Source organism: Cellulosimicrobium sp. I38E, from assembly GCF_001647255.1.
Taxonomy (GTDB): Bacteria; Actinomycetota; Actinomycetes; order Actinomycetales; family Cellulomonadaceae; genus Cellulosimicrobium; species Cellulosimicrobium cellulans_E.
This window is the reverse complement of the sequence record NZ_LUAZ01000049.1, coordinates 1-17,506: the sequence shown is the minus strand read 5'-3', so window position 1 is coordinate 17,506 and position 17,506 is coordinate 1. Positions and strand designations below refer to the sequence as shown.

Below are 17,506 nucleotides of genomic sequence, written 5' to 3'. Positions count from 1 at the left end.
CGGGCCCGCTACCGCGGCGCTCGGCGGGGCGTCGGCGTCAGCGGCCGGCGAGGTGGTCGAGCTCCTCGAGCAGGCGCTCGCGCGTCGCCGCGTCGTCGACGAACTTCTCGAGGGTCCGGCGCACCGACTCCCAGCGCCCCGCCTCGACCGCGCCGAGCGSGCCCACGAGCTGGCCGGGCGGGAGGTCGAGCACCGCGACGCGGGCACGCAGGCCCTCGGGCATCACCGTGACGACGACGGTGCGCTCCGCCGTCGCCTCGCCGCCCGCGCCCCGGGCCGTCGCGGAGACAGTGTGCTCGCCGAGCGCGAGGTCGGCGGCGGCGACCGCCGCACCGTTCTCGACCGGCTCGCCGTCGAGCGACACGACGACCTCGTCCGCGTCCGTGGCGCTCGCGGCGACGACGAGCGTGCCGCCGCGCTCGACCTCGGCACCCTCGGCCGGGCTCACGACCTCGACCGTCGGTGCGGCGGGGGCCGGCGCCTCCTGCTCGCGCGCCTGCTTCCAGCCGATGAAGGCGCCCGCACGGTCGGTGATGACGCCGTCGACGCCGATCTCCGTGAGCCGGGCCCAGTCGGCCGCCGAGTTCACGGTGTACGGCATGACGGCGATGCCGGCCTCGTTGAGGTCGGCGACGACGCCCGGGCGCGCGAGGAGCGCGGTCGCGGAGGGGTTGTACATGACCGCCCCGAGGTCCTGCGCCACGGCGACGGGGTCGGCGTCGAGCGAGCCGCGGAGCAGACCGCGCGGGATCTGCGGCGCGTGCTCGCGCGCGGACCGCAGCGCGGCGACGTCGAACGACTGGAGCACCACGCGGTCCTCGAGCCCGGCCTCGACGACCATGTCCACGACGCGCTCGACCTCGGCGGACGTCTCCGGGCCCTTGATCTCCAGCAGGAGGGTCGACGAGCCGGTCTCCAGCAGGTCCAGCACCTGCGCGAACGTCGGCAGGTGCTGACCGGCGAACGCGGGGGAGAACCACGACCCGGCGTCGAGCGCGGTGACCTGCGCGCCGGGCAGCACGGCGACGTCGCCGGAGCCCTCCGTCGTGCGGTCCACGGTCTGGTCGTGGAGCACGACCGGGAGCCCGTCCGCCGTGGTGTGCACGTCGATCTCGACGTACTCGGCGCCCGTGCGCATGCCCGCCGCCACGGCGGCGAGCGTGTTCTCCGGCGCGACCGACGAGTACCCGCGGTGCGCGACCGTGACGGGGAGCTCCCCGTCGTCGCCCACGTACGACGCAGGCTCGATCTCGGTGACCGTGACGTCGTCGACGCTCACGGTCGCCCCGGCCGTGACGAAGCCGAGCGCGCCGTCGCGCGACCGGTCGATCCGCCCCTCCAGGAGGGTCTTCCCGTCGAGCGCGTAGGTGACCGCGGCGCCCTGTACCTCGACCGACAGGCGCACGTCGCGACCCGTCGCCGCGTCCTCCGGGGCGGACGCCGTGTACGGGACGTTCCACGCGTTCGCTGCCGTCCGCTGCGCGATCTCGACGCCGTTGTGCGCGGTCGTCGTGCTGCGCAGGACCGCCTGCCACCACGGGACCGCGCCGTCGGGCGCGACGTCGAGGATCGCGCCGGCCCAGCGGGAGGCGTTGTCCACGCTCTCGAAGCGGAGCGTCGCCTCGAGGCGGTAGTTCTCCGCCGACTGCCCGAAGACGATGCGCGCGGGCGACGACCCGTCCGGGGCGTCGCCGACGAGCCGGCCGTCCCGCACCTGCCAGTCGCCGAGCACGGGCGTCCACCCCTCGGGGAGGGCGTCGCCGTCGAACGACTCGGCGAGCAGCACGTCGCCGGGCTCGGCGGCGGCCGGGGCGGCGAACGGGACGGTCGCGGTCGTGGTCGCTGCCACGACGAGCGTGCTCGCGAGCAGGGTTCCCGCCAGCGCGGCGGCGGTACCGCGCACGGCGCGGCGTCGGGTGGTCGTCATCGGGTCCTCCGAACGTCGGGACGGTTGCCCCGGCGACGCTACGAAGGCCCCATGACGGTGCGGTGGACGCCGGGCGACGCCGGAGGGACGGCCAGGTGACGGGACACGATTCCCTGACGTTCACCCCGAGCTCGTCGAGTGCCCCCCTCGAACGCCACCCCGAGCGTCACCCGGGCGGCCCCGGTACGCGCGTCAGCAGGCGCGCGACGTCGTGCCCGGCCTCCAGCAGCGCCAGGGTGCGGCGCGCGATCGCGTCGAGCCGCGCGTCGAGCGCGGCGAGCGGGTCGGCGACGTCGGCCGGACCGATCGTCCCGCGGAGCGCGTCGATCGCGCGCCGAACCTCCGGGACCCGGTACCCGGCCGCCCGCAGGGCCGTGACGACCCGCGCCTCGCGGACGGCCGCGGGCGGGTAGCGGCGGGCCGACACCGCGCCCGTGCGCGACGCGACGCGCTCCGGCGCGAGGAGCCCCTCGTGCTCCCAGAACCGCAGCGTCGACGCCCGGACGCCCAGCGCGGCGGCGAGCTCGGTGATCGTGAGCACGGGCCCGTCGGTCGCCGCCGCCGCCGGGGCCGGGCCGTCGGCAGAGCCGGCCGCGCCGTCGCCCTCCGCCCGGACCACGAGGAGCGCGCGCCGCGCGGCGAGCGCCTCCTCGCGCTCTCTCGTGAGCGTCACGTGCAGCCGGGAGACGAGGCTCGCCGCCTCGTCGAGGGGCAGCGAGCGCGCGTCGCGCAGCACGCGCCGTGCGACGACCGGCCCGACGGCGGACGCGAGGCCGCGGTACGCGCGCAGGGCCAGGACGTGCTCGTCGCCGAACGCGCGGTACCCGTTCGCGGACCGGCCGGCGGGCGGCAGGACGCCCAGGGCCTCGAGGTCGCGCACCTGCTGGACCGAGCACCCCGCCGCGCGCGCGACGTCGGCCGTCCGCAGCGGCCGCGACGCCCCGCCGGCTGTCGCCCCGCGCCCCGAGACCGTCACGCCAACCCTCCAGAAGCACTTCAAGCGGACACTCGAATCATGAGTATGGAGCAGATCCTCGGAACGGTCCGGTCGTTCGACGGCGTCCTCGTGCTGTCGCCGGGGCCCGGCAGCGAGTTCCCCGCGCTGGCGTGGGGCGACCACTTCTTCTACTACGCCCCCGACGGCGAGGTCCCGCACGGGCAGCCCTACGGCACCGTCGTGACCAAGGACTACCCCGACGACGCGGCGTCGCACCTCGACGAGGAGGGCCGCTGGAGGGTCAACGTGCACGTGGGGCGGGACCGGTTCCGCGACCTCGTCGGCGCCGATCCCCGCGACGGGGCGGCGTCGGAGGTGGCGGAGACCGACCTCGTCGTGCCGCACCCGGTCTACGGCGCGCTCGGCTGGGTGTGCGTCGTCAACCCGGGCGAGCGCACGACCGGGCTCGTCCTCGACCTGCTGCGCGCCGCCCACGACGACGCCCGCGCCCGCGCCGCCCGCCGCACCGCGCGGTAGCGACGACCCGCCGCGCGCCGGTCGACCACGAGGTTGCCCCGCCCCGACCACGGGGTTGCTCCCGTTCTCCGGTCGATATCGACAGGAACCCCGTGCTCGGCGGGTGGGGAGCGGCCTCAGACCGGGACGGCGGTGCCCGACGGCGCGGGGCGCGCGGCGACGTGGCCGTGCCCGGCGACGTCGACGCCGACCGCGAGGACGCGCGGGACGCCGTCGGTCACCTCGACGGTGGAGACCGAGGCGTTCGGGAGCGCGACGAGCCCGGACGGGTCGAGCGTCGCGAGCCACGCGCCGAGCGTGAGCCCGTGCCCGACGACGAGCACGTGGCGGTCGAGCACCGCACCGGGGCGCGAGGCGTCGTCGTGCGCGGCGACGACCCGCGCGAAGACGTCGCGCACCCGGCCCATGAAGTCCTTGCCGGCCTCGCCGCCGCCCACGCCGGGGTGCGTGCCGGCCAGCACGCGCGGCACGAGCTCCGCCCACGGCTCGACCGCGTCGAGGTGCGACTCCGGACGCCGCTCGTACGACCCGAACGACAGCTCGCGCAGGTCGTGGTCGACGGTCAGCGGGAGGTCGGGGTGGTGGCGCAGGATCTCCATCGCCGTGAGGACCGCGCGGCCCTGAGGAGAGGAGTACGCGGCCGCGAAGTCGTGCCGCGCGAGGTGCTGCGCGGTCACGCGCACGCCCGCGCGACCCGTGCGGGTCAGGGGGGAGTCGCACGACCCCTGGAGGTGCCGTCGTGCGTTGAGGTAGGTCTGCCCGTGCCGTACGAGCGTGATCGTCAGGGTCATCGTCGCTGTGCCCTCTCCGGTCGTCCCGGTCTGCTGGTCACGGCCGACGCTAGGGCGTCCCGGTGTCGGCACGACGACGTCCCGGTGACGATCGCGTGGCGGGGGCCGGAACGGCCGAGGGCGGACACCCGGGTCACACCCGCGCGGGAGCCTCGTCGCGCTCGTGGTCGTCCGTCGTCGCGTCGTCGGCCTCGGAGCGCGGGTCCGGGCTCGCGGCGTCGTCGGCGACGCCTGCGTCGTGCTGGTCGGCGGGCTCCGCCGTCACCGGGGCGGGCCACGGCTCCTCGACGCCCTCCGCGCCGTCGTGCGGCCTGGCGCCGGCGGCCCGGTGCACGACGACGGCGAGCGGAGCGACGAGGACCCCGCACACCAGGCCCCACGCCAGACCGGCCTGGAGCACCGGGAGTGCGCGCCCGGCGTCGGGCAGGACGCCGCCGGCGGTGACGGTCGAGACGACGACGGGCACCGCCGCGGCGACGGCCGCGCCGGCGACGCACGCGAACCAGGCGGAGAGCAGGAGCGCCCAGCGGCCCTCCGCCGGGGGCAGCCGGCGCGCGGCGAGCGCGGTGAGCAGCCCCACGGCCAGCCCGACCCCGAGCGGCAGCGCGAGGTGCACCGGGTCGGCCAGGAGCGCGTCCCGGTCGACGGCGAGCCGTGCGGACGGCAGCAGCACCACGTCGCGTGCGACGCCCCACGGCGACTGCGGGTCGACCGCACCGGGGAGCACGGTCCTCCCGACGCCCGCCGCCGCCCAGAGCACGCCCGTCGCGGCGCCCGCCGCGAGGGCGGCCGGCCAGGCGCGCACCGTCGCGGGGGCGCGGGTGTGCCGCGTGCCCGCCGGGTCGTCGCGCCGGTCGGTCAGCGCGCGCGTCACGACGACGGCGAGCCCGACGAGCAGGCCGTTCACGAGCCCCCACCAGCCGCCGAGCGCGGTGGCGACGAGCTCGGTGATCGTGTCGGCGCGCCACGGCAGCGTGACCCCGGCGAACCACGCGGCCGTCGCGGCGAGCGCGGACGCCGCGACCGTCGAGAACCAGACGGCGAGGAAGGTCGCCCACCGGCCGGTGCCGGCGGGCAGGCGCCGCACCGCGAGCTGGGTGCCGGCCGCGACCAGCGCCCCGGCGAGCGCGGCGGTGAGGAGCGTGCTGCCGGAGACGGGCGCCCCCGCCGCGACGGGCGCGGTCGGGTGGGGGAGCAGCGCACGGACGCCCGTACCCGGCACCGCGAGGGACGTCCCGGACAACCAGTCCCCGAGGCGGCCCGTCACCATCCAGAGGACCGCGGTGAGCGTTCCGGCGACGACGACGGCGGGGACGGTCCTCGATGACGGCATCCTGAGAGGGTAGTGGCAGCCCCGCGCCGGTCGCGACGACGAGCGATGAGTTCCGAGGACGGTCGTCGTCAGAACGCTCGGGAGCCCCGGTGCACGACCGCGGGCACGACGACACGGAGGTTGCCATGAGCGAGCGCAAGACCTACATACTGGACGTGCCCGGTGCTGTGATCGCCTACGACGTCTGGACGCCGGACGTGGCGGGCGACCGCACGCCGGTGGTCGTCATGGGCTCGCCCATGGCTGCCTCCGGGTTCGAGCAGCTCGCGGGGCTGCTCGACGACCGCGTGGTCGTCACCTACGACCCGCGCGGCACGGAGCGCAGCACGCTCGCGCCGGACGGCGAGGTGTCGGTCGAGGCGCACGCCGACGACCTGCACGCGGTCGTGACCGCGCTCGGGCTGGGCCCGGTGGACGTGCTCGGGTCGAGCGGGGGCGGCGTCGTCGGGCTGTCGTGGATCGAGCGCCACCCGGGCGACGTGCGGACCTTCGTGTCGCACGAGCCGCCGATCACCCCGCTGCTCGAGGACGCCGGCCTCGCGACGACGGTGCAGGCCGACATCGTCGACACGTACCGCCGCGAGGGGTTCGGCCCGGCCATGGCGAAGTTCGTCGCGCTCGTGAGCCACGTGGGCCCGCTGCCCGCGGACTACCTCGACCGCCCGGCCCCGGACCCGGCGATGTTCGGCTTCCCGACCGAGGACGACGGGTCGCGCGACGACCTCCTCCTCGGCAAGAACCTCGCGACGATGCCGGGCTGGGCCCCGGACGGCGCGGTGCTGCGGGCGTCGGGGACGCGGGTCGTGCCCGCGGTGAGTGCGCAGGGCGAGGGGACGCTGGCCTGGCGCGGCGGCGCGGCGCTCGCCGAGCTGCTGGGCGTCGAGGCGGTGACGTTCCCCGGCGACCACGGGGGCTTCATGGTCAACGAGTGGTCGCCGGACAACGACCCCGCGGCGTTCGCCGCGGCTCTGCGCGCGGTGCTGGACGCCTGACGGGCAGCCGACGGGGCCGACGCCGGTCCGACGCCGGAGACGGCGCTACGAGGCGTCGAACAGCGGTGCGCGGCCCGGCGGCTGGGCGGGCGGCGGGTCGGCGATGCCGGGGAGGAGCGGCCGCTCGACCTGCGGCTGCTCGGGCGTGAGGTCGAGGCCCTCCTCGTCGTGGACGAGCCGCAGGCCGCTCCCGGACACGAGCCGGTAGGTCACGCCGTCACGTCGGACCTCGACGCGGGCGCGCGACTCCCCGTGGTGGACCGTGAACGCGAGCCGCGTGAGGCGGGCGGGGAGCCGCGGCGCGAGGCGGAGCGCGCCGTCGTCGTGCCGCAGGCCGGCGATCCCGGTGACGACGGCGGTCCAGGCGCCCGCGAGCGAGGCGACGTGCAGCCCGCCGTCCGTCGAGGCGCGCAGGTCGCACAGGTCCAGAAGCGCGCACTCGCGGGCGTACGCGTAGGCGAGGTCGACATACCCGATCTCCGCGGCGACCACCGCCTGGGCCGGCGCGGACAGCGACGAGTCGCGGACGGTGAGCGGCTCGTAGTAGTCGAAGTCCCGGCGCCGCTGCTCCGCGCTGAACTCCTCGGGCGCCGTGTGCAGCGCGAGCACGAGGTCCGCCTGCTTGACGACCTGCCGGCGGTAGAGCTCGACGTAGTGCACGTGGTCGTCGAGCGGGAACCGGGCCGTGCCCTTGGCCTCGAAGTCCCAGTGCGCGTGGTGCGTGAAGTCCTGCGACTGCTCGGTGACACGGAGCTCGGCGTTGTACGGGACGGTCATGCGGTCGGCCGCACGGAGCCACGCGCGGCGCTCGTCGGCGGTGACGCCCCGCCGGGCGGCCTGCTCGGGGAACCGCGCGCACAGCTCGTCGGCGGCGCGCAGGTTCTTGCGGGCCATGAGGTTCGTGTACGTGTTGTTGTCGACGACCGCGGTGTACTCGTCGGGCCCGGTCACGCCGTCGATGCGGAAGCCGGCCGCGGTGTGGTGCCCGCGCCCGGCCCACAGGCGCGCCGTCTCGACGGCGAGGTCGACGGCGACGTCCCGGGCGAGCGCGTCGTCGTGCGTGGCCGCGACGTGCCGCACCGCGGCGAGCGCCACGGCCGACGCGACGTGGAACGCCGCCGTCCCGGCGGGCCAGTAGCCCGAGGACTCGCGGCCGCTGATCGTGCGCCACGGGAAGGCCGCGCCCGGCAGGCCCAGCTCGGCCGCGCGCTCGCACGCCCGGTGGAGCGTCGCGTGCCGCCAGCGCAGGTGCGCGGCGGCGGCGCCCGGCAGCACGTGGTCGAGCACGGGCAGTACGAACGTCTCGGAGTCCCAGAACGCGTGGCCCCCGTACCCAGTGCCTGTGAGCCCCTTGGCCCGCACGCCGACCCCCTCGACGCGAGCCGCGGCCTGCACCACCTGGAACAGCGAGTGCCGCATCGCCTGCTGCATCTCGTCGTCGCCGTCGAGCTCGACGTCGCCCCGGTCCCACACGTCCGCGAGGACGCCGGCCTGCTCGCGGGCGAGGCCGTCCCACCCGGCCTGCCGCGCGTCGGCGAGCACCGCGTGCGCGTGGGCGGGCAGGGCGTCCGCGTCCTCGCCGCCGGCGTACGCGGCGAGGACGACGACGTCCAGCCACTGGCCCGCGCGCAGGTCGACCGTGAGCGACGCGCCGCCGCCGCGGTGGTGCCACACGGGCGAGACGCCGTCCGCGGTCTCGACCACGTGGGCCGTCTCGACCGCGACGCCGCGCTCGGAGCGCACGGTGCGCTGGCGCACCGACGAGCCGTCGGCCTCGTGCCGGCACGAGACCGTGCGCAGCCCGGGCGCCGCCCGGTCCTCCTCCGGGGCCCCGTGCGGGCAGTCGGGCACGGGCCGCAGGGTCAGGGTCACGTCGTCGTGCGCCTGCACCCGCCAGCGCGTCGCGACGACCGCCCGCCGCGCGAGCGGCACGAGCCGCTCGTTGTGGAGCGTCACGGTGCCGCCCGTGGGCGAGGTCCACCGCAGCTCGCGCCGCAGGACGCCGGCGCGCAGGTCGAGCTCGCGGGCGTGGGCCTCGACCGCACCGGTGAGGCCCGGGTCGTCGTCCGCGGTCCGCGCGTCGACGGGCGCGCCGTCGACCGACCAGCCGAGCCGCCAGGCGTCGACGACGGGCACCAGGCGCTCCTCGACCTCGGGGTAGGCGTAGGCGCGCTCGGCGTAGGTCTGGTCGAACTCCTCGTAGACGTCGGCCACGAGCGTCGCCGGGTCGTCGTCCGCGGCGACCTCGTCGAGGACGCCTCGCACGCCCACGTAGCCGTTGGCGAGGGACAGGAGCGAGGCGGCCGTCTCGGGGGAGTCGACCGCGAGACCCGGTTCGCGGACCGACCAAGCGGGGGGATCGTTCGTCACGCGGTCACTCCACCACGGGTGTGCGCCGCACACCCGCCGGGCGCCCGGCACCGCCACCGCACCGCGCGACCGACGGCTCCGGGACCCGGGGCTGGCGGAGAAGTGTCGGGTGACCGGGGACTTTTGCTTGTTGTCGACACAACTTTCGACTAACGGTTGACATCGCCCCCTGACTGCGGTGTCATAAACCTCGTTGCCCCTGGAACCGACCAGGGGACCGGACGTCGGCGCAGGGGAGCTCGGCGTCCGGACCGACAGCCGACGGCGCGCACCGACGCGTGCCCCGGCGGGACCATGGCGGTCCCGGACCTCGCCCCACGGTCGGTCTCCCACCGGTCGAGGGTCGAGCCCCGCACGACCGAGCACCTGACTCGACCCTCTGCGACGCGGGACACCCCCGCACGACCCAGTCCTGCCCACAGTGCACCCCCCACAGCACCACCCGGGGAACCTCCGCGCGCCCACGTGGCGCCGGTCAGCGTGACGGCGAGCGCCGGCACGCCGGTCCGGCGCGCCCGCGAGCCGCCCGGACGACCCCGTACGCCCGGAAGGAGTCCCCATGCCCGACCCGACGACCGAGACCGAGACGCCCGCGAGGCCGCTCTCGCGACGGGCGCTTCTCGCAGGGGCAGGCGTCGTCGCCGCGAGCCCCGCGGCCGCTCTGCTGCTGGGCGCCGGCGGCAGCGTCGCCGCCGCACCCCCGGCCGCCGCCGCGACGACGACCGGTGCGGCCACCGGTGCCGTGGCCACCGCCGCGGGCGACGTCCGCAAGATCACGATGTACGCCGAGCGGATCTCGGACACGCTCGTCGGCTACGGCCTCGAGCGCGGCAAGGCCACGGTGCCCGGCCCGATCCTCGAGATGTGGGAGGGCGAGACCCTCGAGATCACGCTCGTCAACACGACGGACAAGCGCCTGTCGATCCACCCGCACGGCGTGAACTACGACGTCAACAGCGACGGCAGCACGTTCAACAACTCGTTCAACGAGCCGGGCGAGACGCGCACCTACACCTGGTCGACCGTCAAGATGGCGCGCGACCGCGGCATCTGGATGCCCGGCAGCGCCGGCTACTGGCACTACCACGACCACGCGTGGGGCGAGCACGGCACGCAGGGCCTCGCCGCGGGTCTCTACGGCGCCCTCGTGGTGCGCCGCGTCGGGGACGTGCTGCCGCAGAAGCAGTTCACGATGGTCTTCAACGACATGACCATCAACAACAAGGTCGCCCCGGACACGCCGATGTACGAGGCGAAGCTCGGCGAGCGCGTCGAGTTCATCTGCATCGGCCACGGGAACCAGCTCCACACCTTCCACCTGCACGCCCACCGCTGGGCGAACAACCGGACGGGCCTGCTCGCGGACCAGTACGACACGAGCCAGGTCGTCGACAACCGGGACCTCAACCCGGGGGACGCGTTCGGGTTCCAGGTCGTCGCCGGTCTGGGCGTCGGGCCGGGCGCGTGGATGTACCACTGCCACGTCCAGTTCCACTCCGACGGAGGGATGGCCGGCATCTTCCTCGTGCGCAACGCCGACGGCTCCATGCCGCCGGGGGCGCAGGAGTCCATCGACCGGTTCCAGGGCCACGGCGCCCACACGATGTCGGCACCGTCGGGTGCTGCGCCGTCCGGGGCCACGGCCACGACCGACGGCGCCGCCGCCGGCGGGACCGGGCCGGCCGTCGTCGGCCTCACGGAGCACACCGGCCACTGACCCGTCGGCCGACCCAGTCCCGACGGGCCGCCGGCCCGTCCCGCACCAGCACCACCCGCACCAGCACGACCCGCTCCCGGCCCGCCCGGGAGTGCCGCACCGATGACGAAGGAGTTGGAGAGTGCTGTCCAGACGATCGACATCCCCCGCGAGGGGACGCTCCCGACCAGGAGCACTGCTGGCCATGACGGTCGGCCTCACGAGCGCCGCGCTCGTCGCGAGCGCGGCCGTGATCCCGGCCTCGGCCCAGCCCGTCGCCACGACACCGACGAGCACGGCGGTCGCCTCGAGCGTGGCTCCCACGGCCGGGTCCGTCGCGGCCGCGACGGCCACCGCTCCCGTGCGTGTGCTCGTGTTCCACGGCGCGCCCGACGAGCAGACCGACCCGGTCGTCGCCGCGACCGCGGCGCTGACCGAGCTGGGTGCCGCCAACGGGTTCGACGTCGAGGCGACGTCCGACCCCGCGATGCTCAGCGAGGCGACGCTCGGCGAGTACCGCGGCGTCGTCATGCTCTCCTCGGAGGGCATCGAGCTGAGCGGCGAGCAGGAGGCCGCGCTCCAGGCGTACATCAACAAGGGCGGTGGCTTCCTCGGTGTGCGCGACGCCGCGCGCGCCCAGGAGGCGTCGAAGTGGTTCGAGGGCCTCGTCGGCGCCCGGATCAAGGGCGCGACGATGACGGCGGAGAAGGTCGCCGAGGCGACCGGCACCGGCCGCAGCCCGGCCGCCGAGACCCCGGCGAAGGCCGTCGACGGCGACCCCAACACCAAGTGGCTGACGTTCGCCCGCACGGGCCAGCTCACGCTGCGCATGGAGAAGCCCGTCGCGGTCGTGAAGTACGGCATCACGTCGGCGAACGACTCCGCGGGCCGCGACCCGAAGAACTGGAAGCTGCAGGGCTCGACCGACGGCCAGACGTGGGTCGACCTCGACACGCGCACCGACGAGGACTTCCCGCAGCGCTTCCAGCCGCGCACGTTCGACGTCGAGAACGAGACCGAGTACGGCTGGTACCGCCTGGACGTCACCGCCAACTCGGGCGACGCCGAGGTCCAGCTCGCCGAGCTCTCGATCTTCGGCCCCGACTCCGTCGAGCAGCCCGACCCGGAGATCCCGCTCGAGGAGCGCACGGTCGACCTGGTCGACCGCCAGCACCCCGCGACGGCGGACCTCCCGCTCACGTGGGACCGCGAGGACCGGTGGCTCGACTGGGCCGACGACCCGACCGGCGACGTGCACACGGTCGCGACGCTCGAGCCCGGCCCCGACGCCGGCCCGACGACCAACCCGTTCCAGCCCCTCTCGTGGTGCCGTGACTACGACGGCGGCCGCTCGTTCTTCACCGGCATGGGCGGCACGCCCGAGAGCTGGCAGGACGAGTCGTTCCGCGAGCACCTGCTCGGTGCGCTGCAGTGGACGACGGGCGTGGTGCGCGGCGACTGCCAGGCGACCATCGCGTCGAACTACAAGGCCGAGCGCCTGTCCAAGGTGAACACGGCGGGCACGCTGGACCAGAACGGCGAGCAGCACGGCCTGACGATCGCGCCCGACGGCACGGTCTTCTACATCGGCCGCGGCGCGTGCGCGACCGGCCCGATCGTCCCGTGGAGCGACCCGAACGTGGGCCTCGGCTGCGGCACGATCCACCAGTGGGACCCGGAGACGGGTGAGGCGAAGCTGCTCACGACGCTCGACGTCATGGGCAACCGTGGCAGCGGCGACGAGCTCGTGAAGAACGAGGAGGGGCTGCTCGGCATCGTGCCCGACCCCGACTTCGCGACGAACCACTGGCTCTACGTGTACTGGATGCCGCACGAGAACATCGATCGTGAGCGTCGCGTCGGCTACCGGACCGTCTCGCGGTTCACCTACGACCCCGCGACCCCGACGATCGACCAGAGCACGCGGGTCGACCTGCTCGAGTGGGAGACGCAGATCCACAGCTGCTGCCACGCGGGCGGCGGCATGGCGTTCGACAGCAAGGGCAACCTCTACATCGGCTCGGGCGACAACAACTCGTCCGGCGGCTCGAGCGGGTACTCCGGCAACAACTGGACGCAGGAGTACGCGGGGATCAGCTTCCAGGACGCGCGCCGCACGTCGGGCAACACGAACGACCTCAACGGCAAGATCCTGCGGATCCACCCCGAGGACGACGGCACGTACACGATCCCGGACGACAACCTGTTCCCGGTGGGCGAGTACCCCGCGGACAAGACGCGTCCCGAGATCTACGTCATGGGCGTGCGCAACATCTCGCGCCTCCAGATCGACCCCGACACGGACTGGCTGACCGCGGCCTGGGTGGGCCCGGACGCCGGCAGCCCGAACCCCGAGCTCGGCCCGGCCAAGTACGAGACCGCGACGATCATCACGTCCGCGGGCAACCAGGGCTGGCCGTACTGCATGGGCAACAAGCAGCCGTACCGCGACCGGAGCAACGAGGACGCGAGCGTCCTCACCGGCTGGTACGACTGCGACAACCCGAAGAACACGTCGCCGCGCAACACGGGTCTCGTCGACCTGCCGCCGGTGCGCGACAACATGATCTGGTACTCGCCCTCGGGCGGCGGGCCGGTGTTCCCGGACCGCGGCAACGGCATCCCGACGTACGAGGACGACGAGGCGACCTACACCATCCCGTGGCTGCGGGGCGGCGGCCAGGCCGTCATGTCCGGCCCGACCTACCGCGCGTCGCAGGTGGACCCCGAGTCCGACGTCGCATGGCCGTCGTACTGGGAGGGCAAGTGGTTCATCGGCGACCAGTCGAACTCGAACAACCGCGTCGCGGTGACGGTCGACCCGGAGAACCTGGACGCGCCCGTGTTCATGGAGGACCTCCGCCAGATCATCCCGGGCGGTCGCGGTGACGGGCTGCTCCAGAGCTGGATGGACGCGAAGTTCGGTCCGGACGGCGCGCTGTACCTGGTCGACTACGCGGGCGGCTTCTTCAGCCTCGACCCGAACCAGAAGCTCATGCGGATCACGTACCAGGGCGGGGCTCCGACCCCGGCCCCGGCGGCGTCCGCGACGAGCATCCAGGGTGACCCGCTGACGGTGCAGTTCACCGGCGCGCGTTCCGGTGGCGTCTCCTACCTCTGGGAGTTCGGCGACGGCTCGACCTCGCGTCAGGCCAACCCGAAGCACAAGTACCCGCGCGTCAAGAACTACGAGGCCAAGCTCACCGTCACGTACGCCGACGGCTCGAAGGCCACGGTCACGACCGACGGTTCGCCGTCGTGCACCCTGCCCGACGAGCGCGAGACCGTGTTCTTCGGCGACGTGGACTCCACGGTCGAGAACCGCGACCTGGGCGCCTGCAACATCGCCGACCTGTTCCAGGACGAGAAGGAGTGGCGCACCCACGCCCGGTTCCTGGCGCACGTCGAGTCGGTGGCGAAGGGCCTGTACGACGACAGCCGCATCAGCGACCGCGAGCGTGCTCGCCTCGTCGACGCGGCGGCCCGGTCCCAGATCGGCGCGTACCCCGGTGGGTACCGCACGATCTTCGACGGCACCGAGGCGTCGCTGTACGACTGGTTCCAGGCACCGGGCGGGAAGTTCACGCTCGAGCCGGGCGGGTCGATCCGCTCGCAGGGCGGGCTCGGCATGCTCTGGTACGCGGGCGAGGAGCTCGGTGACTTCTCCGTCAAGCTCCTCTACCGCGACGTCTCGGCGGGTGACCACTACGCGAACGCGGGCGTGTTCACCCGGTTCCCGAACCCGAACGAGCCTGGCGACGTCGAGTGCGCCGAGGGTCAGTCCCCGGCGTGGGTCGCGATCTCGTGCGGTCACGAGATCCAGATCTACGACGGTCCGACGGGCGAGCCCCAGAAGACCGGCTCGGTCTACAACTTCGACCCGCTCGGCCTGAACACCGGCGGCGAGAAGCCCAAGGGCGAGTGGAACGAGTACGAGATCCGGGTGGTCGGGCAGCAGTACACGATCATCCGCAACGGCGTCGTCATCAACGAGTGGGAGAACTCGCCGGGACAGCAGTCGTCCCGGGCCGGCGACCCGCCCACGGACCTGCGCCAGTTCGACAGCGGGTTCATCGGGCTCCAGAACCACGGGAACGCGGACCTCATCGAGTTCCGTGACATCCGGGTGGCGGACCTGTAGCACCGCCCGGCGGGGACGGCCGAGCCGTCCCCGCCGAGCCCGGGGCCGCCGTCGTGCAGCACGACGGCGGCCCTCGGGGCGGGCCGCACGGCCCGCCCGACCCGCTCCCGACCAGCCCGACCAGCCCGACAGACCCCCCAGAAACCCCGGAGGAGTGCACCCTCATGGAACGACGTACCAGTCCCGGCGGCTCCCGCCGCCGCGGCCCGCGGCGGTTCCTCGCCGCCACGGTCGCCGGACTCACCGCGACGACGGTCCTCACCGTCGCCCCGGCCTCGGCGACCCCCACCGCACCGGCGACGGCGTCGTCCGCCGTCGTGTCCGCCGCCGACGCCACCGTCGCCGCCGAGCAGGTCCTCACCTGGACCGCGGACAACAGCGTGACCGACTACAAGGCCTTCCCCGCGACGGCCGAGGCCGGCCCCGCGACGATCGTCTTCGAGAACAGCATGGCGACCGGCAGCACGTTCGGCATGAGCCACACGCTCACGTTCGACACGTCGTCGCCGGGCTACAACCACGACGTGAACCTCAACATCCTCGCGAGCCCGTTCGACGCGAACGGCGGGCGGCACGAGGCCCAGGTGACCCTCACGCCCGGCAAGTACCGCTACTTCTGCGCGATCCCCGGGCACGGGGAGATGTGGGGCGAGCTCGTCGTCACCGACGGCGGCGGGGGCGAGGACACCACGGCACCGTCCGTGACCGCTCTGGTCACCGGCGAGCAGGACGGCGACGGCGCCTACGTGGGCGGCGCGACCGTGACGCTCGACGCGACCGACGACGACTCCGGCGTGGCCGGGGTCGAGTACGACCTCGACGGCGCGGGCTGGCAGGCGTACACCGAGCCGTTCGTCGTCGACGCGGTCGGTGCGCACACCCTCCAGTTCCGCGCGACCGACGCCGCGGGCAACACCTCCGAGGCCCAGACCGCGGAGTTCACCGTCGTCGAGGGCGACGTCGAGGAGGACACCACCGCCCCGACCGTCGAGCCCATGCTCATGGGCCAGCAGGACGAGAACGGCGCCTACATCGGTACGGCGGCCTTCATGCTCCACGCCGCGGACGAGGGGTCGGGCGTCGCGTCGGTCGAGTACCAGGTCGACGGCGGCGCATGGCTGCCCTACACGACGACGGTTCCGTTCACCGACCTCGGCGAGCACACCGTCTCCTACCGGGCGACCGACGTCGCGGGCAACGTGTCCGAGGTCGGCTCCGTGACCTTCACGGTCGTCGAGGGCGGCGAGCAGGACACGACCGCCCCGACCGTGACCGCCGAGGTCACGGGGGAGCAGGACGACAACGGTGCGTTCGTCGGCTCCGCCACGGCGACGCTCACCGCGACGGACGACGCGTCCGGCGTGGAGAGCGTCGAGTACGACCTCGACGGCGCCGGCTGGGCCCCGTACACCGAGCCCATCGTGGTCGACGAGCCCGGCGAGCACACGCTCGTCTACCGGGCCACCGACGCCGCGGGCAACGTGTCCGAGGACACCGTCACGGAGTTCGTCGTCGTCGCCGACGCCGGCGAGGACACGACGGCCCCGGTCGTCGCGAACGAGCTCAGCGGCACGCAGGACGAGAACGGTGCCTACGTGGGCTCCGCGTCCGTGCTCCTCACCGCGACCGACGAGGGGTCGGGCGTGGCGTCCGTCGAGTACGACCTCGACGGCGCGGGCTGGACCGAGTACACCGAGGCCGTGGTCGTCGACGAGCCCGGCAGGCACACGCTCGCCTACCGCGCGACCGACGCCGCGGGCAACGTCAGCGAGCCCGCGACCGTCACGTTCGACGTCGTGGCGGGCCAGGGTGGCGACACCGTCGCACCGACGGTCGACCACCGCGTGATGGGTGGCGCGAAGAACGAGGAGGGCGAGTACCTGTCCAACGTGTTCGTCCGCCTCCTCGCCAAGGACGCCGACTCGGGCGTCGCGTCGGTCGAGTACCAGGTCGACGGCGGCGCGTGGACCGCGTACTCCGGCCAGATCTCGGTGCGGACCCCCGGGTCGCACACCGTGACCTACCGCGCGACGGACGTCGCGGGCAACGTCTCGGCCCCGAAGACGGTCACGTTCGTCATCGCGGGCGGCGAGGAGCCGGGCGACACCGACGGCCCCGTCGTCACGGCGGGCGTCAGCGGCAGCCGCACGCGCGACGGCGACTTCGTCGCGAGCGCGCGCGTCACGCTCACGGCGGTCGACGAGGAGTCCGGCGTCGACCGCATCGAGTTCCAGGCGAACGACGGCGCGTGGCAGCGCTACGCGGCCCCGGTCGCGTTCGCGGCCGACGGTCAGCACGTGGTCCGCTACCGCGCGGTCGACGGCGTCGGCAACGTCACGACCGGCGAGGTCACGTTCACGGTCCTGCAGCTCGTCCGTGACCGCTGCGTCGGGTCGGACATCCGTCCGACGGTGATCATCGACGGCCACGACAGCACGGTGCAGAACTACGACGACGGCACCGGCTGCACGGTCAACGACCACGTCGCCGAGAACGACGAGTACGCCACGCACCGCGAGTTCGTGGACCACGTGAGCCTCGTGACCGAGGACCTCGTCCTCGACGGCGTCCTCGACGACGCCGAGCGCGAGCTCGTCATCGCCGCGGCCGAGCTGTCCGACATCGGTCGCCGCTGACCGCCACCTGACGGTCCGACCGAACCAGTCCGATCGACGACGGCCCGGACCCGCACCTCCCAGGTGCGGGCCGGGCCGTCGTCGTGCTAGGCCCACCCGGGGCCGCCGCCCGCCCACCGCGCGCCCCCCGCCCCCCTCCCGCGCCG

10 protein-coding genes are annotated in these 17,506 nt (G+C 74.4%); 5 read left to right on the top strand and 5 right to left on the bottom strand.

The genetic code is table 11. From position 1 onward, the window contains the following. Nucleotides 1–37: 37 nt before the first annotated feature. Nucleotides 38–1,927 carry a glycerophosphodiester phosphodiesterase family protein gene (locus A0J59_RS15355; RefSeq protein ID WP_064316684.1) on the bottom strand — a complete coding sequence of 630 codons (1,890 nt, stop codon included), beginning with the start codon at nucleotides 1,925–1,927 and terminating at the stop codon, nucleotides 38–40. A 166-nt stretch (nucleotides 1,928–2,093) separates the two neighbouring features. Further along, entirely contained in the window at nucleotides 2,094–2,903 is an 810-nt protein-coding gene (locus A0J59_RS15350; protein WP_064316683.1) for a MerR family transcriptional regulator, read from the bottom strand. Nucleotides 2,904–2,942: 39 nt separating this feature from the next. Here A0J59_RS15350 and A0J59_RS15345 point away from each other — a divergent pair, with 39 nt between their 5' ends. Then, entirely contained in the window at nucleotides 2,943–3,401 is a 459-nt protein-coding gene (locus A0J59_RS15345) for a DUF6194 family protein (protein ID WP_047231120.1), read from the top strand. 116 nt (nucleotides 3,402–3,517) lie between these two features. Here A0J59_RS15345 and A0J59_RS15340 read toward each other — a convergent pair whose 3' ends face one another. Together A0J59_RS15340 and A0J59_RS15335 are read right to left on the bottom strand one after the other, a co-directional pair. Then, nucleotides 3,518–4,192 carry a histidine phosphatase family protein gene (locus A0J59_RS15340; protein ID WP_047231121.1) on the bottom strand — a complete coding sequence of 225 codons (675 nt, stop codon included), beginning with the start codon at nucleotides 4,190–4,192 and terminating at the stop codon, nucleotides 3,518–3,520. Nucleotides 4,193–4,325: 133 nt separating this feature from the next. Next, on the bottom strand, nucleotides 4,326–5,525 hold the full coding sequence (locus tag A0J59_RS15335) for a hypothetical protein (protein ID WP_064316682.1): 1,200 nt from the start codon (nucleotides 5,523–5,525) through the stop codon (nucleotides 4,326–4,328). A 125-nt stretch (nucleotides 5,526–5,650) separates the two neighbouring features. Here A0J59_RS15335 and A0J59_RS15330 point away from each other — a divergent pair, with 125 nt between their 5' ends. After that, complete coding sequence (locus A0J59_RS15330; protein ID WP_064316692.1) at nucleotides 5,651–6,517, top strand: alpha/beta fold hydrolase; 867 nt, start codon at nucleotides 5,651–5,653, stop codon at nucleotides 6,515–6,517. A gap of 45 nt (nucleotides 6,518–6,562) precedes the next feature. On the opposite strand, the gene A0J59_RS15325 is transcribed toward A0J59_RS15330, so the two are convergent. After that, complete coding sequence (locus A0J59_RS15325; protein ID WP_064316681.1) at nucleotides 6,563–8,887, bottom strand: glycoside hydrolase family 65 protein; 2,325 nt, start codon at nucleotides 8,885–8,887, stop codon at nucleotides 6,563–6,565. Nucleotides 8,888–9,446: 559 nt separating this feature from the next. On the opposite strand from A0J59_RS15325, the gene A0J59_RS15320 reads away from it, so the two are divergent. The 3 genes from A0J59_RS15320 to A0J59_RS15310 all read left to right on the top strand — a co-directional run bounded on the left by A0J59_RS15320 (nucleotide 9,447) and on the right by A0J59_RS15310 (nucleotide 17,360). Further along, nucleotides 9,447–10,604 carry a multicopper oxidase domain-containing protein gene (locus A0J59_RS15320; RefSeq protein ID WP_082140867.1) on the top strand — a complete coding sequence of 386 codons (1,158 nt, stop codon included), beginning with the start codon at nucleotides 9,447–9,449 and terminating at the stop codon, nucleotides 10,602–10,604. A 184-nt stretch (nucleotides 10,605–10,788) separates the two neighbouring features. After that, nucleotides 10,789–14,724 carry a ThuA domain-containing protein gene (locus tag A0J59_RS15315; RefSeq protein ID WP_082919079.1) on the top strand — a complete coding sequence of 1,312 codons (3,936 nt, stop codon included), beginning with the start codon at nucleotides 10,789–10,791 and terminating at the stop codon, nucleotides 14,722–14,724. A gap of 164 nt (nucleotides 14,725–14,888) precedes the next feature. Further along, complete coding sequence (locus A0J59_RS15310) at nucleotides 14,889–17,360, top strand: chitobiase/beta-hexosaminidase C-terminal domain-containing protein (protein WP_064316680.1); 2,472 nt, start codon at nucleotides 14,889–14,891, stop codon at nucleotides 17,358–17,360. Nucleotides 17,361–17,506 lie beyond the last annotated feature (146 nt).

Coding starts and splice junctions, on each gene's coding strand:
- A0J59_RS15345 (WP_047231120.1), top strand. CDS start 2,943: ATGAGTATGGAGCAGATCCTCGGAACGGTCCGGTCGTTCGACGGCGTC.
- A0J59_RS15340 (WP_047231121.1), bottom strand. CDS start 4,192: ATGACCCTGACGATCACGCTCGTACGGCACGGGCAGACCTACCTCAAC.
- A0J59_RS15335 (WP_064316682.1), bottom strand. CDS start 5,525: ATGCCGTCATCGAGGACCGTCCCCGCCGTCGTCGTCGCCGGAACGCTC.
- A0J59_RS15330 (WP_064316692.1), top strand. CDS start 5,651: ATGAGCGAGCGCAAGACCTACATACTGGACGTGCCCGGTGCTGTGATC.
- A0J59_RS15320 (WP_082140867.1), top strand. CDS start 9,447: ATGCCCGACCCGACGACCGAGACCGAGACGCCCGCGAGGCCGCTCTCG.
- A0J59_RS15315 (WP_082919079.1), top strand. CDS start 10,789: ATGACGGTCGGCCTCACGAGCGCCGCGCTCGTCGCGAGCGCGGCCGTG.
- A0J59_RS15310 (WP_064316680.1), top strand. CDS start 14,889: ATGGAACGACGTACCAGTCCCGGCGGCTCCCGCCGCCGCGGCCCGCGG.